Genomic DNA, 13,872 nt, shown 5'->3' with positions numbered 1-13,872 from the left:
ACTTTACATATATTGAGGTGCTATTTATGAAACAAATATATATTATTATCGGTGTTTTACTCATTTCATTACTTACAATTTATATTTTGTTCAATACTTCAATCATACAACCTCATCCACCTTCTAAAGAAAATAAGAGAGAGCAACAAACCAATACTATTTCTTACGGATTGAAGGATAATCAAGGCCAACATATTAACAACGGTAGCACAATTACTAGTGAGGATAATAAAATTAATGTATCATTATCATTCGTACATACTATTAACGAAAACCGAAAATATGGATTAATTGTTCTAGAAGATTACGAACAAAAACCTTTTAAAATAGAAGATACTACTAATGAAATATCACACTATTTTTTTGATATGAAGCCAAACAGTTCAATGACTACGAAAATCTCTTTACACACTTCTCCTAATGCAAGTGAATTAACCTTTTTAATAATTAAAAAACCTGAATACAAATTAAAAGATAATAACTTAAATAAAGCAGCCATTTTAGAAGATATTCTAAGTATGCGATACTCAATGCATCCTCTTCAGAAAGAAAGAGAAAAAATAAAACTCTCCCTTATAGATCCAGATGCTATTTTAAAAGATGGTCTTTACGAACCATTATTTGTTACAAACCGTGAAGAGAACTTACAAACTGTCTTCTTTGAAAAGGAAGGCAAGCAATTAACCTTATCAAACGGCAATGAAACAAAAGATGAAATGACTTACGCAATCGTGGCTTTTAAAGATTGGAAACAAGTTGAAATATTTAACAATAGAAAAGTCGTTTATACTAAGGTTGCACCTGAAACGAGGCAAATCTTTAATTTCATATTGCCTTCAGTGGATCAGGAAAGTAATTTTCAACTCGTCGCTTTTCCATTTCCTTATAAAGTTAGCGAAGAAGATTATGTCAGTCAACAAGCATTCAGTTCTTTTCGTATCGTAATTGAAAATGAAAATAAATAAGTTATACTATGCACAGTATAACAACCAAAAAAGGCCTACTCACACGAGTAGGCTTTTGAAACTACGAAAGTTTCGTCAATAACTGATTTAAATCTTTTTTCGTTTTCGTCGTTAAAGATTTCATTTTATTAATATCGATTTTTTCTTTCTCCGCTCCTACAATTAACGGATACATACTTTGACCGATTGTTTTAGAATCCGTCGGATGTGATGCCTCTAGCTCTTTTTCAATCACATCCCACTTTTCATTAATTTGTTTGCCAAGCTTATTCACTGTTTCCAATTTCGGATTAGCAGCTAACTGCTTGTCCAAGCTATCAATTAATGCTACAACTTCTTTAACATTCGTTTTCACAGCAACACTTTTCTTCGGATCTTTCGTTGTCTTTCCGTTATTGTTTGTGCTAGTACTTGTGCTTTGATCTGTTGTTTTCCCGCTAGTCGTTTGATCATTCGTTTTTCCTGTCGTTTCTTTTTCTTTTGTTTTTCCATTCTCATTTTGAGTTGACGTTTTACCGTTACTTTCTGTTCCTGATGATTCTTTCGTATTTTTTGCATCCTTATCTGTTTTTTCATTTGAAGAAGTATTTGTTTCTTTTTCAGTATCTTTCGTTGTTTTTGACGCTTCATCTGCACTTGTCGTTTTTGCTTCTCCATCCTTTTGCGCAGTTACTTGCTCTTTCTTTTCCGTTTCTTTATCTGCTGAAGGACTACAAGCTGCCATAGTAAGCATTGTACCAATTGTTATCGATGCGATAGCGACCTTTTTCATTTTCATATAAATCCCCCTATGTTTTACATAATTTATCCTCCCCTTTACGATTCGATTTCCCCTTAAAAAATCCCTTTTCATACGAATTATCTTCTTTCCGACAGTAATCTTCATAATAATACGTACAAAAACTGATAAACTTATTTTAATATTCGAGTTTCTTCTACTTCATTTTTCTGCTCGCAAGTAAAAGAAAAAGAGTATATTGTCACATTAAGAATTACTATCTTCATATGACGATATACTCTTCTATCAAATTTTTATCTTTCTTGACATTTTATTTATACAAAAAAAATTTTCTTTCTTTTTTTGTTTCTCAACATTTGTTAACATAATATTTTTATGAATAACCACCATTCGAGTGAATGACTTGCCCAGTAACCCATTTCGCTTCTTCACTTACTAAAAAAGAAATTAAGCGCGCAGCATCCACCGGTTCTCCTACTTTACCTTGCGGGAACTTCCATACTAAATGATGCTTCAGCTCCTCTGTAATCCATCCTGTATTCGTCGGTCCTGGATCTACAGCATTCACTGTAATCCCCTTCTCCATCGCTACTGGTGCCACTGACTTTGTAAATGCTTCAATTGCCCCTTTCGTTGCTGCATATGCTAGTTCATCTGGCATTGGACCTACTGACTGTCCTGAAGTAAGATTAATAATACTCCCGCTCGTTTTAAGTGAATAATGTTTTATAAACAATGAACTTAATAACATAGTAGCCCGAACATTAACTGTATAATGTTTATCCAACTGCTCTACATCTAATTCCTCAATTCTCGTATGAGTAGAATACACTGCATTATTAATTAGAATAGATGGATCACCTAACCGTTCTGATACCATATAAAACAAACGAGTTGGCGAATAAGACTGCGATAAATTGATTTCTGCCATTTCACATCGAACACCGTAACTTTCAATCTCCTTTTTCAGCAAAAAGGGTTCTTGATCACTCATTCCCCATGGCATCGCTTTATCATACTTTGGCCAGTACGTGAAAAAAATGTCTATCCCCTTTTGAGCAAGCACCTTGCATACAGCTGCACCAATTCCATTCAGACGAGTTGCCCCTGTTACAATTGCTATTCTCTTCACCTTTTTCTCCTCCATCTATACGTAGATCCCCTGCATGAATACAGAGGATCTATCTTCTTATTGAATATTTGACAGTATACGTTCAGCACCTAATTTTAACATTTTAATAAAGATATAGTTTACAATCGTAAACATTATAAATAAAACGATAAACATAACCCAAAGTCCTACTTGAAGGAAGAAGTATAATACACTTACTCCACCCACAATAATTAAAGCTATTAAAATATTAGCTAAAAAATTCCATAAAGTTGTATATCGACTTTTAAATAATTTCTGTTCTGTATCCCAATGAATATCTGCAGTTTGCGCGTCCCAGCGTGTTCCGATTAAATTAATTAATAACAACCCGTTCGCACTTAGTAAAAACCACAGTATCATAAAAACTGGAGAAATCCCAGCTACAACTGCCATCGTAATACCGAATACTGCTAAAATGATTACATTAATTAACCAAGCAGTGATTGCTTTCGCAAAAAAGATATCCGAAGCCTTTACTGGTAAATAACGATTCACAAACCAAGAGCTTCCATCTCGCGAAAATGACGTTGTTGCAATGACGTTACTACCCATTAAAAATAACGATGCACAAAGGCCAACACCAATTGCAAATCCCGTTGTCTCTGGATTGTTAATATACTCTGTAATAAACTTTAAATTTCCATCTTGCACAAATAAAATAAAGAACAACATAATTGGCATAACGAAAGTTTGTACAATGCAATTCAAGAAAAATTGTGGTGTACGGAATAACGTTTTAAATTCTTTTTTCACATACGCTTTTAAATGCGAACTTTGTACTGTTGATTTCTGTAAACCTTCCGCCGAAATAACTTGTTTCTTTGCTGTACTCGTTGAAAGTCCAATAACCCCTTTTAAATATGTACGCTCTGCTATGTAATAAAACAACACAAAGAAGACAAATGAAATAACTGCAAAGATTATTACATATAAAGGTCCCTTCCAATTTGCATTTTCTACTAATGCCACTGCTCCAAAATATGTAGTTGGAAAATAATTTGTCATTTGTACTAAAAGAGAAGATTGATTATTTACAAGGTATTCCGCAGCCCCATCTCCAGAAAACGCACTTTTATTTCTCCACTGCATAAATACGTTAATTCCTACAATAAATAATATACTTACGATTCCAATAAATATATTTCCTCGATCTTTATTTTTCGCTATATTTGTATACCTCATAATAATTGTCATCAGTAACGAAGCTAATACTAACGGCACGATTGGGAAGAGTAAGTAAATAAAAATCATATATATGTAATATGTAATAAATGCGCCACTTTTTAAACCGTACGTAATGAAGATTGGTAATAAAATGAATGAACTCATTACGTATTGTGTAATTAATACCGTTAAAAATTTTGCCGAAATAATTTGCGCTGGTTTTAATGGTAACGGCAGTAACATTTCAATATCATTGCTGTAGTAAAATACAGTTAAAATGTTCGTTATACTCATTAAAAATACCCATATACTCGCAATCGCAAGTCCCATTGCAATAATCATTCCCGGCCCTTTCCCTAATTGTTTCAGACCTTCATACATTCCGTGCGTCATCGAACCAAATATTAAAAATCCAACAAATAAAATAGCTGCAAATGAAAATAAATACGCCCATCGCTTCTTCTTATCTGCTATAAAATCTGCGTAATTTAACTTTAATAGTACCTTCGTTAACGTCCAAATTTTACTCATTGCCCGTCATCTCCAAGAACATTTTTTCAAGTGATTCATTGGATTTAAAATGATCTCTCATTTCATCTAAATTTCCTTTAAACTGCAAATTCCCCTTATTAATAATAGCAACCCGGTCACATATTTTTTCCGCTACTTCTAATACGTGTGTAGAGAAAAATACAATCTTTCCTTTATCCGCATGCTCTCTCATCATTTCTTTTAAAATATATGCAGATTTCGGATCAAGCCCAGTTAATGGTTCATCTAAAATCCATACATCTGGCTCATGTACGAGCACACCAATAATAACGATTTTTTGTCTCATACCGTGCGAATAACTTTGAATTTGATCAGATAAAGCATTATAAAGATCAAACTTCTTCGCTAAAGACTCTATTCGTTCTTGTCGTACTTCTTTTGGCACTTCATACATATCGGCCATAAAGTTTAAATATTCAATTCCTTTTAATCGTAAAAACATATCTGGACTATCTGGTACATAACCAAACGTCTTCTTCGCTTCCATCGGCTCTTCCATAATATTTTTTCCATTAATCGTAATAGTCCCTTTGTCCACCCCGTGAATACCAGTAATCATCTTAATTGTCGTTGATTTACCCGCACCATTTGGTCCTAAAAATCCAAAGATTTCGCCGCTAGGTACAGATAAACTTAAGTCTTTTACTGCATAGGTAGACCCATTATAACTTTTTGACACATTCGTAATTTCAATCATTCCATCCAATCCTTTCCTTAATTACCAAATAACTATATTGATATTATAGCATAGTTCTATTTTAAGATTTTTACATTTTTCAGTATATTTAACCTTTAAAATAAATATACACCCCTAATCCAACAACTAAAATGACAGCTAGTATAATATAAATCATTGTTAAGCGTTTAATATTCCCCTTTGTCGCTTTGCTATAATTTGCATCACCATTCCGCCCAATTAAAACCGTCGCAATGACAGTAATCACTACAAGTAATACAACGATCATGATCCAAGTTAGCATTTCTTCCTCCCCCTCCTTACAACCATTTTACAATATTATCCTCTTTATTTCGCAGCATATTTCCTCTTTTTACTATTATTATGAAGAAAACTGGAAAACTATTATTACCATTCCTATCCATATGTGATATATTTATAACATAACGTGATTTATTTCTAACACTATAAGGAGGAACTATCATGAAAACAACTTGGATAAAATATTTAGGGTTTCTCGGTTTCTTCGGTTTCCTCGGTTTTTTTTATGAAAAAGGATTGTTTACTATGTTCTGTTTCTTCTCCTTTTTCACATCGTATAGAACAGTTCAACACGATGAACTGTTTGAACAAATTGTCAATAAATCGTGCCGCAATGCATTTATCGTTACATTACTAACTACTGCTATCATTATATTTATTGAAATGTTATTTCCAAACTCTACGCTACAAGAGATTGATATCGCTCTTATTTTCGGCACACTCATTCTTACATTCGGTTTTTCTATGTTCTTTTTCGATAAACCAATTGATGAAATGGAAGATGCACCATGGCGTTCGTAACGAGAATAAAAGAATACCGTGCCAAATTGAACATGACACAAGAAGATTTAGCGAAGCAAGTTGGTGTACGCCGTGAAACAATTAGCCACCTTGAAAAAGGTAAGTATAATCCTTCATTGCAACTCGCTCACGATATAGCGAAGGCACTTCATAGTACGATTGATGAGATTTTTATTTTTGAGGATAAATAAAAAATACCGTCATTCTTTCCAAGAAGAATGACGGTATTTCTCATAGATTATCCATATAAAACCGCATGAAATACGCCTAATAGTAAGTATTGATCCTCCATGTAATCTCCATCATATGCATTCATCTCGATGTAATACATATCTTCCTCAAGACGAATATTCCAATCTGCGATTAAATAGCCTTTTCGTAATAATTTTCCCATTCCAAATGAAGTTTTATGAACAACATATTCTTCTGCCTTATATGTAAAGGTAAATATAAAATTTGCATCCAATAACTTTCCGTCACATACAAGTATTTCATGCTCTGCATCATTATTATCGATGTACGTTACTAAAATCTTTCTTTGGCGCTGCCTACTTACATCCTTTGCAATGACGCGAATATTGTTCTTAATATCCTTTATTTCATAAATGATATTACTACCAATTTTCGGAATAAAATCCAGCACTCTCATCAGCGTATTTTTATAATAGCCCCTTACTACGCCTACTTGCTCGCTTCCATTATAAACCTCTACCGGCGTCGTATCTGCTTTGCTATCACACGGTCGTTTGTAAGAGAGCTGCATCATTCGCTCTCCTCTTAAGTACTGATCAAACGTCACAGGATATTCTATCATGCGCAGTTCTTTATTTAGCTCATACAAATAGCGTTGAACACTCTCTATTAATGTTGTAGTAGCTATACGCTCTTGAAGTTCAAATTCTTGCCAGCTGGAAAAAACATTCCATTGATTATGATCCTCTTCATAGAAGAAACCAAGAATTACCTCTTCACGGTCAGCCGTTTCATATTTCATAGGCACGTTTTGCCCGTGTTGAACTTGTTCCATCCACTGACCTAAATAAATGCCCAGCTCTGCAACCTTCATACATGATTTTTGAAAAAATACTCTGTCACCCATACAAATTGTTAAATCCCCTTCGATAAAACCATTTGTATAAGCAACATACCGTGGCTCATCCTTCTGCGGGAGATTCTTGTCTAACTCAAATAAAAACGTTAACATCCTTTATTCACCTCTAGTTGTTACACTAATCATACATGACATCGCATCACGCTAGGAAACTATTTATATACGCATATTTAATTCACGCATTATAACACGTGAATGACCTTGTATAGTAGCTCTATTTTTTTGTTCTATATCTTAGTATATGAATTTATATGAGCGATTTTTCAAATATATCTATCGCAACTTACAATATATCAACGATTTTTTCAATATATCGATTTTTCGACAAATATCAGCACAATTAAAATGAAGCTACCTTTTCTTCAGCCACTTCTACAATTTCTAAAATTTGTAGAAGACCCTCCACTTCATAAGTCGGATTAACACTCGTCTTATTCTCTTTCAAACTTGGATTATACCAACACGTATCAATGCCGTAATCTTCTCCGCCTTTCATATCAGAAGTTAACGAATCTCCAACCATGAGTACGCTTGATTTATCTGTAATCCCAAACTTTTCAAACGCATAATCAAAAATCTCACGTGCTGGTTTTTGATGACCAACTTCTTCAGAAATAATAATATGATCAAAGAAATTACATAAAGGCGAATTTCCGATTCTTGATTGTTGCACCTTCGTATATCCATTCGTAATAATACCTAACTTGCAATCTTGTAGATTTTCACATAATTGTACTGCGCCTTCTATAAGATGTACTTCCTTCCCTAAATTTTCAAGGTATACATCACTAAATTGCTGCGCATCTACGTCTATATTATGAAGTGCAAATAATTGTCTAAATCGCTCTACGGCTAATTCACTTAGCGTAATCATTTTATTTTCTAAATCTCTCCATAATCCATTACTAATCTCTTTATAACTTGCAAGATGATCATTATACCCTGTAGGCATGCCAAACTGTACAAACGCATTATGTAATGCGTGTCTTTCCGTTTCAGGGAAATCTAATAATGTATCATCTACGTCGAATAATATAACTTTGTATTTCATGATGTTCTCCTCAATTCCTATTTTAAAAGCTTCGTTCTCATTGCTTATAAATTTTTATATATTTCGTGATGAAGCGCTTTAACCCGCTCTTTATAGAATACACCTTTATCTTTTATTTTCAAATGTGCTATAAATAAGTTTGCTAGCATGACTGCTGTATCTAGTCTATAAAATAAACTAACAATATGAGGAGTAACATTAAAGATACTATCATTCTTATATCCATCTTTAAATTCATCCCAACTAACCTCATTTGTTTCAGCTATTCTCATAAGCTCCAGTAATGGATGACCAATTAAAGCGTTATCCCAATCAACTATTGCTTTAACTTCTCCATTATACCCGATTAAATTGGCTGGTCGAATGTCCATATGTAATAAACATTTTACATAATCTGCTGTACTAAGAATATATTCAATTGTTTTTGTATCCGGAAGATTAATTTTACAGTTCGTGATTGTATTAAACCCTTCTATCCGTTTCACAATTCGTTCTGCTATATACTTACTAATGGGCTCTCTAATATTTTATTTGTAATACAAACCATCAATTGGCATACTATGAAGCTTGCTCACTAACTCCCCTATTTTGCATGCGAAATTGGCATATGATCAGCATACACACAATCCGAAATTAAAAAATCAAGTTCGGTTGAAAGATGCAATCCGTGTATCCTTGGTACTGGAATACCTTTTGAATGACAATACTTAGACAGCTCCGCTTCCTTTTGCAACGAAATCCGACTGTTAAATAAGTCTTCATTTATATTTTCCACTTCTCTTTCCCACGGTACTCGAAATACTAAAGACCCCTTTTCTGAATCTCCTTGAAAAACAATATTTTGCACTCCCGTTCCAATCACCTTTAAATCTTGAATAGCTAGTTCCTTATACTCTTGACTTAGTATTGTTGCCAGCTTTTCTCTTAACCCCTCTGCTTTTACACGTGTATAAATCATTTTATCCCCCGATTCTTAAGTTCTTTTCATCCATTTTCTCCTCGGTGCACAACATCCTCATTAACAAAATTATAGCAACAATAGTAAAAGGAGGCTAATCCGCTCAGCCTCCTTTTACTTATTAGTCTTCTAGTAATAACTCTTTCATTTCCTCTAACGACTCTTTCGTAAAGCCAAGAGCCCTTTCAGCGTATGCTTCAACTGATCCGTATTGCTTTTGAATTTCACCAATCGCAGCTTGCAAGTATTCAGCACGTGCTTCAAACATTGCACCTAATATCGCTCTGCTCTCATCGTTTTGTAATTTCGCACCTAAAAAGGCCATCATTTTTTCATTTAGCTTTTCACGGAATCCGTTACTTAGTAAGTAGTCTTCCATTACTGTTTTTTCTGGTACACCTAGTAAAAGTAGTAATAATGCTGAACCAAATCCAGTACGATCTTTTCCAGCTGTGCAGTGGTTTACTAATGGTAAGTTTTCCGGGTTTTGCGCTAAGTTTAAGAAGCTCACGAATGCCTCGTTACCACTTACGAAATCTTGATTCATTTTCACAAGATACTCACCTGGTTTTCCTAACATAGAAAGGTCACCAACTTGGAAAAATTCATTTATATTTAGATCTTTCGCTAAGTCTTGCATAACTGGTAAGCACACTTGACGAGCACCCGTAATTTCTGGATTCGGCTTATGCTTCACTTCAAAGTCTGTACGGTAATCGCAAATTAACTTTAAGCCAGACTTTTGTAAATAGGCAATATCCCATTCAGTTAGCCCTGCTAATTCTTCAGAACGATATAATTTACCCCATTTTACTTTACGGCCTTCTGTCGTTTCATACCCTCCCATATCACGGAAGTTAAACGCGCCTTGTAATGGCAGTCTACGCTCAGCTACTGTTACTGCTTGTCCATTACTTCCTACTAATTTAAAATATGGACGTTCATTTTCACTCGGGTTTTCAATTGTATATGATAATTCTCCATTTACAGTTGTAAGTAATTCTCCATTTTCTTCAATATGATCTGGCGAAGTACTCCAGTAAATGCGAACTTCTTCTATATTATTTTCCCACTTTATTTGTAACGTATTATCTTCATTTCTTTCTACAGTTGCTTGTAGCCAATTTCTTTGCTGCTCCATTCTTTCACCAACGCTTTCTCGTATAATTGAATCTTACTCTATTGTATTATAGGAATATCTATTTTGTCGTTCTCATTTTTCTTTTTATCTTACAAACAGGCGAAAAGTTCTTTTACTTGTTCAAAATTTGTACACGGATTCCCTCGAAATACGTATGCGATTTGTTCCCTACCTAAATCCTGATATACAACTGTTCCCCGCTCTCTATGCGAATAAAAATCTAATCCATTTATAATCTGTTTAACACCATAGTTCTTTGTCCATGAAGAAACAGGATAACACGATTTGTTTTTATGTCTACAAACCCAAAGTGCATATAGTTTATTACTTTCGTCCCAGTATACATACTGCGTTTCATCATTCCCTAATCCGACCGATTCGAGCTTCCAACTTACCTTTCCATGAATTGGCAAGTTCGAATATGATACATCATTTGGAGCACTCCACCCTCGACATCTTCCTATCTCACCAATTCCATCTCTTTTTGCTTGAAAGCTCAATAGGTGAAATGGTGTATGTAATATCGTTTTCGCAAACTCCATATTTACTGGTTGCAACCCGAATAGAAATCTTTCCATTTCATCTTTGTTTATATATCCACGATCAATAGAAATTTCAATTTGTGTTTTCCATTTAGATGTAACATAACTTTCTTTCCCCTTGTAATTTATACCTTTCCAATACACAAGCCCTTTATATTGAAAGCAATATCCTTTCGCCTGAGAAATACAACTATCAGGGAATACTGGCTCCATTATATCGAGAAAAAACTCTTTTACCCGAAACATTCCGGTTGGAGTATCAATCTGAAACCAAACAGTTTCCCACTTTTCACCTTCAAAACGTTCTGAAACTTTTTCAATTTCCCATCCTTCTAACAACACATTTGGATACAGTAAAACGAATGAATGTATGGATTGTTTTAACATATATACCCCTCCCGCTAAATGAGTTCGAGAGAGTACATCATTCATCCTTTAAAACTCCCTCACATATCGCTCAGTACAACTCAGCAACTGACATCCATTCTTTTCAAAAACATCCTTCATCCACTCATTTTGTACATTTGTCTCGCCAATATAATAAGATGCACCTATTTCCTTTAAGACAAACATTGCACCTGTAAAGAATGTTGCTTCGTACCCTTTATTTCGCATATTTGGAGCCATTACGAAATACATAAGTTTCCCTTCTTCTAACGTACCTTTCTCAATATGCGGGATTACAATTCCTATTGGCTCTTCGCTTGCAACTGCTGTTAAACAATGTTCTTTCCATTGCTCACCAATTTCTTGTTCCATCATATGTACAAATTGATTATAGTCGACTTGTTCTTCCGTCATTTCGTTCCAAAAAGAATAAAAAGTATCCTCTCCTACTTCTTCAATAAGCTTAAAATCAATTTCACTTTCTACATCTTCTACTTCGTATATATCTTTAAATACAATCATGTTTTCCGTAACATATTCAAATGAATACGTTTCAAAACATTTTTTATACACATCATAATTTGGACTTTTTGAAGAGATTTCAAAATGTAGTTTTTCTAATCCATCTTTTTTAGCTTCAGCAACGCAATATTGCATCATTTCCTCTAATTGCTCTTCTGTAAAAATCTCTGCATTATTTTCTTTTATCATAATAGAAGAAGCACTTCTTCTTATTTTAAAATGTTTTTCTAACTGTTCTATCGTCGTCATATTCTTCCCTCATCTATATCATACTCGAATTTCTAATCGTTCTCCTTGCATGAGCAGGATTGTCCTTGAATATATAGAATACTAGAAAAGATCGCATCTTTAAAGTGCGGAGGAGGTTCTCCAGTGGATATTACAGCATTGCAACAACAGTTAGAGCTTATACAACAAAATGACTACACGCAACTGCAACATATAGACGTAAATGAGTTAACTTTGAACATGCTTCAGTATATCGGAACGACTGATAGCTACGTTCGTTACCAACTTATATATAAATGTTTTGCGCATTTCATTCATCATGAATTCCTTATGGATGATCAACTGAAATTACTATTGCAAACTTGTTTAAGTGATGAGTATTTATATTGTGACATTTACTCCCCACATACAGATGGGGTTTTCACACGTTCTTACACTGTTTCGTTAATTGCGTTAATACTCCAATTCGCTAATTCGCACTACTTTTGTACAGAGGAGGATATCGAAGAAATAAAAAATAAACTCATTACTTACACAAACTTAGAAACAGATTTTCGGGGCTATATCGAAAATAAAGGATGGGCTCATTGTCTTGCTCACGTATCTGATGCTTTTACTGAAATTGTTCATAATACGTATACCACTTTTGAATGGTACGAAGAATTAATTCATTGTTTATTAAATAAAATCTTTATTCCATCTGACCTTTTTCATAATAACGAAGATGAGCGCATCGTTACTCCATTACTAGCAATGCTGTATCATGATTTTCCTCAAAACGAGTTAATTTCTATTATTCAAAAAAAAATAAAAAGGCTTCCTCAAATTAGAAAACGCCTTTCGCTTAATGAGTATTGTATTTTATGTGCTAATATTAAAACCTTTTTACGCACATTATTTTTTAGAACGAAAGATGACCATAACTTAGCCTTTACAGCACGTAAAACAGAAAGAATGTTAAAAGAACTTCCTAATTACTATTAAAAACAAGGAGTCAAAACATGGGTTATATTGAAGATATGAGAAATCTAGTAGGAAATCATCCACTTATTCTAATAGGATCACACGCCATTATATTAAATGAAAAAGATGAAGTATTGCTGCAGCTCCGTACAGATTTTAACTGCTGGGGCATTATTGGCGGTGCCTTAGAATATAACGAAACGTTAGAAGATGCTTTAAAACGAGAAGTGTTTGAAGAAACTGGACTTATTATTAAAAATCCAGAACTATTCCGTACATACTCAGGGCCAGATTTCTTTCAAATCTATCCAAATGGCGATCAAGTACACGGTGTACTCGTTGTTTATATTTGCCGAGAATTTTATGGGGAGCTTGTATGTGATAAAACTGAGTCAAAAGAATTACGTTTCTTTCCGCTTGATGAGTTACCTAGTACTCTTCATCCAGTCATTGAGAAGATTCTTCGCGATTTTCATCACTCCAATAAAAAATAGAAATCAAACAACCTCATTTCCCGTCATTACAACGTGAAATGAGGTTGTTATCGTTCACCGTAAATCCCTATTTTCCCAAAATGATATTAACGCTCTCTTTTTACAACTTTATATCCCTTTATAAAAAGGATAGTTATATAAGAAACAATAAATGAAAGAATAGTATACATGCCCACCCAAAAGAAAAATGCTGGATCGTGCACTGTAACATTTAATATAAGAAAAATAAGAAATGTTACTATTGGCATCACATAAAATGTACCTACTTTATATGCTCCAGCTATTGAAACAATACAAACAAGCAATGGATATATACAGAAAATAAAAATGATTTCACTCAACGTTATGTCCCCCTTTCTGCAGAAATAATAGGTTTCTCATAC

Annotated in this window: 16 protein-coding genes and 1 pseudogene; 5 read left to right on the top strand and 12 right to left on the bottom strand. The window is 33.9% G+C overall.

Translation table 11 applies throughout. The annotated features are described in order from the left end of the window. Positions 1-26: 26 nt before the first annotated feature. The gene (locus tag ACTJJY_RS16945) at positions 27-965 is read left to right on the top strand and encodes a hypothetical protein (RefSeq protein WP_440606073.1); all 939 of its coding nucleotides are present in this window, start codon (positions 27-29) and stop codon (positions 963-965) included. Between the two features lie 61 nt (positions 966-1,026). Here the strand turns inward: ACTJJY_RS16945 and ACTJJY_RS16940 are convergent, their stop codons facing one another. The 5 genes from ACTJJY_RS16940 to ACTJJY_RS16920 form a co-directional block, all read right to left on the bottom strand. Further along, positions 1,027-1,743 carry a hypothetical protein gene (locus ACTJJY_RS16940; protein ID WP_440606072.1) on the bottom strand — a complete coding sequence of 239 codons (717 nt, stop codon included), beginning with the start codon at positions 1,741-1,743 and terminating at the stop codon, positions 1,027-1,029. 334 nt (positions 1,744-2,077) lie between these two features. Next, positions 2,078-2,836, bottom strand: a complete 759-nt coding sequence (locus ACTJJY_RS16935; protein WP_440606071.1) for an SDR family oxidoreductase — start codon at positions 2,834-2,836, stop codon at positions 2,078-2,080. Between the two features lie 57 nt (positions 2,837-2,893). Next, positions 2,894-4,552 (bottom strand): putative ABC transporter permease subunit, encoded by a 1,659-nt coding sequence (locus ACTJJY_RS16930; protein ID WP_440606070.1) that lies wholly within the window; start codon positions 4,550-4,552, stop codon positions 2,894-2,896. Beyond that, on the bottom strand, positions 4,545-5,270 hold the full coding sequence (locus tag ACTJJY_RS16925) for an ABC transporter ATP-binding protein (RefSeq protein ID WP_000570204.1): 726 nt from the start codon (positions 5,268-5,270) through the stop codon (positions 4,545-4,547). Before ACTJJY_RS16925 ends, ACTJJY_RS16930 begins: the two co-directional genes overlap by 8 nt. A gap of 88 nt (positions 5,271-5,358) precedes the next feature. Beyond that, positions 5,359-5,553: a hypothetical protein gene (locus ACTJJY_RS16920; RefSeq protein WP_440606069.1), complete on the bottom strand. Its 195-nt coding sequence runs from the start codon at positions 5,551-5,553 to the stop codon at positions 5,359-5,361. Between the two features lie 179 nt (positions 5,554-5,732). On the opposite strand from ACTJJY_RS16920, the gene ACTJJY_RS16915 reads away from it, so the two are divergent. Further along, positions 5,733-6,092: a DUF3796 domain-containing protein gene (locus ACTJJY_RS16915; protein ID WP_440606068.1), complete on the top strand. Its 360-nt coding sequence runs from the start codon at positions 5,733-5,735 to the stop codon at positions 6,090-6,092. Then, the gene (locus tag ACTJJY_RS16910) at positions 6,080-6,283 is read left to right on the top strand and encodes a helix-turn-helix transcriptional regulator (RefSeq protein WP_000896321.1); all 204 of its coding nucleotides are present in this window, start codon (positions 6,080-6,082) and stop codon (positions 6,281-6,283) included. Before ACTJJY_RS16915 ends, ACTJJY_RS16910 begins: the two co-directional genes overlap by 13 nt. 47 nt (positions 6,284-6,330) lie before the next feature. Here ACTJJY_RS16910 and ACTJJY_RS16905 read toward each other — a convergent pair whose 3' ends face one another. The 6 genes and pseudogenes from ACTJJY_RS16905 to ACTJJY_RS16880 all read right to left on the bottom strand — a co-directional run bounded on the left by ACTJJY_RS16905 (position 6,331) and on the right by ACTJJY_RS16880 (position 12,053). Further along, positions 6,331-7,296 (bottom strand): tubby C-terminal domain-like protein, encoded by a 966-nt coding sequence (locus tag ACTJJY_RS16905; RefSeq protein ID WP_440606067.1) that lies wholly within the window; start codon positions 7,294-7,296, stop codon positions 6,331-6,333. A gap of 247 nt (positions 7,297-7,543) precedes the next feature. Further along, positions 7,544-8,254: a YjjG family noncanonical pyrimidine nucleotidase gene (locus ACTJJY_RS16900; protein ID WP_213744337.1), complete on the bottom strand. Its 711-nt coding sequence runs from the start codon at positions 8,252-8,254 to the stop codon at positions 7,544-7,546. A gap of 44 nt (positions 8,255-8,298) precedes the next feature. After that, positions 8,299-9,212, bottom strand: a pseudogene (locus ACTJJY_RS16895) (phosphotransferase family protein). A 121-nt stretch (positions 9,213-9,333) separates the two neighbouring features. Beyond that, complete coding sequence (locus tag ACTJJY_RS16890) at positions 9,334-10,353, bottom strand: tyrosine-protein phosphatase (protein WP_440606066.1); 1,020 nt, start codon at positions 10,351-10,353, stop codon at positions 9,334-9,336. Positions 10,354-10,442: 89 nt separating this feature from the next. Continuing rightward, positions 10,443-11,327, bottom strand: a complete 885-nt coding sequence (locus ACTJJY_RS16885; RefSeq protein ID WP_440606065.1) for a hypothetical protein — start codon at positions 11,325-11,327, stop codon at positions 10,443-10,445. A gap of 3 nt (positions 11,328-11,330) precedes the next feature. Further along, on the bottom strand, positions 11,331-12,053 hold the full coding sequence (locus ACTJJY_RS16880; RefSeq protein WP_440606064.1) for a GNAT family N-acetyltransferase: 723 nt from the start codon (positions 12,051-12,053) through the stop codon (positions 11,331-11,333). Positions 12,054-12,176: 123 nt separating this feature from the next. On the opposite strand from ACTJJY_RS16880, the gene ACTJJY_RS16875 reads away from it, so the two are divergent. After that, entirely contained in the window at positions 12,177-13,016 is an 840-nt protein-coding gene (locus ACTJJY_RS16875) for a DUF2785 domain-containing protein (RefSeq protein WP_053563955.1), read from the top strand. A gap of 17 nt (positions 13,017-13,033) precedes the next feature. Continuing rightward, positions 13,034-13,489 carry an NUDIX hydrolase gene (locus ACTJJY_RS16870; RefSeq protein WP_440606063.1) on the top strand — a complete coding sequence of 152 codons (456 nt, stop codon included), beginning with the start codon at positions 13,034-13,036 and terminating at the stop codon, positions 13,487-13,489. An 86-nt stretch (positions 13,490-13,575) separates the two neighbouring features. Here ACTJJY_RS16870 and ACTJJY_RS16865 read toward each other — a convergent pair whose 3' ends face one another. Then, entirely contained in the window at positions 13,576-13,830 is a 255-nt protein-coding gene (locus tag ACTJJY_RS16865; RefSeq protein ID WP_440606062.1) for a YbeF family protein, read from the bottom strand. Positions 13,831-13,872 lie beyond the last annotated feature (42 nt).

It is taken from the genome of Bacillus sp. 22475 (genome assembly GCF_052044835.1).
In the GTDB taxonomy this organism is placed as follows: Bacteria; Bacillota; Bacilli; order Bacillales; family Bacillaceae_G; genus Bacillus_A; species Bacillus_A cereus.
This window is presented reverse-complemented; position numbering and strand designations above follow the sequence as displayed.

Excerpts from the sequence above, each read along its gene's own strand:
- ACTJJY_RS16945 (WP_440606073.1), top strand. The coding sequence starts at position 27 with ATGAAACAAATATATATTATTATCGGTGTTTTACTCATTTCATTACTT.
- ACTJJY_RS16940 (WP_440606072.1), bottom strand. The coding sequence starts at position 1,743 with ATGAAAATGAAAAAGGTCGCTATCGCATCGATAACAATTGGTACAATG.
- ACTJJY_RS16930 (WP_440606070.1), bottom strand. The coding sequence starts at position 4,552 with ATGAGTAAAATTTGGACGTTAACGAAGGTACTATTAAAGTTAAATTAC.
- ACTJJY_RS16925 (WP_000570204.1), bottom strand. The coding sequence starts at position 5,270 with ATGATTGAAATTACGAATGTGTCAAAAAGTTATAATGGGTCTACCTAT.
- ACTJJY_RS16920 (WP_440606069.1), bottom strand. The coding sequence starts at position 5,553 with ATGCTAACTTGGATCATGATCGTTGTATTACTTGTAGTGATTACTGTC.
- ACTJJY_RS16915 (WP_440606068.1), top strand. The coding sequence starts at position 5,733 with ATGAAAACAACTTGGATAAAATATTTAGGGTTTCTCGGTTTCTTCGGT.
- ACTJJY_RS16910 (WP_000896321.1), top strand. The coding sequence starts at position 6,080 with ATGGCGTTCGTAACGAGAATAAAAGAATACCGTGCCAAATTGAACATG.
- ACTJJY_RS16905 (WP_440606067.1), bottom strand. The coding sequence starts at position 7,296 with ATGTTAACGTTTTTATTTGAGTTAGACAAGAATCTCCCGCAGAAGGAT.
- ACTJJY_RS16900 (WP_213744337.1), bottom strand. The coding sequence starts at position 8,254 with ATGAAATACAAAGTTATATTATTCGACGTAGATGATACATTATTAGAT.
- ACTJJY_RS16890 (WP_440606066.1), bottom strand. The coding sequence starts at position 10,353 with ATGGAGCAGCAAAGAAATTGGCTACAAGCAACTGTAGAAAGAAATGAA.
- ACTJJY_RS16885 (WP_440606065.1), bottom strand. The coding sequence starts at position 11,327 with ATGAATGATGTACTCTCTCGAACTCATTTAGCGGGAGGGGTATATATG.
- ACTJJY_RS16880 (WP_440606064.1), bottom strand. The coding sequence starts at position 12,053 with ATGACGACGATAGAACAGTTAGAAAAACATTTTAAAATAAGAAGAAGT.
- ACTJJY_RS16870 (WP_440606063.1), top strand. The coding sequence starts at position 13,034 with ATGGGTTATATTGAAGATATGAGAAATCTAGTAGGAAATCATCCACTT.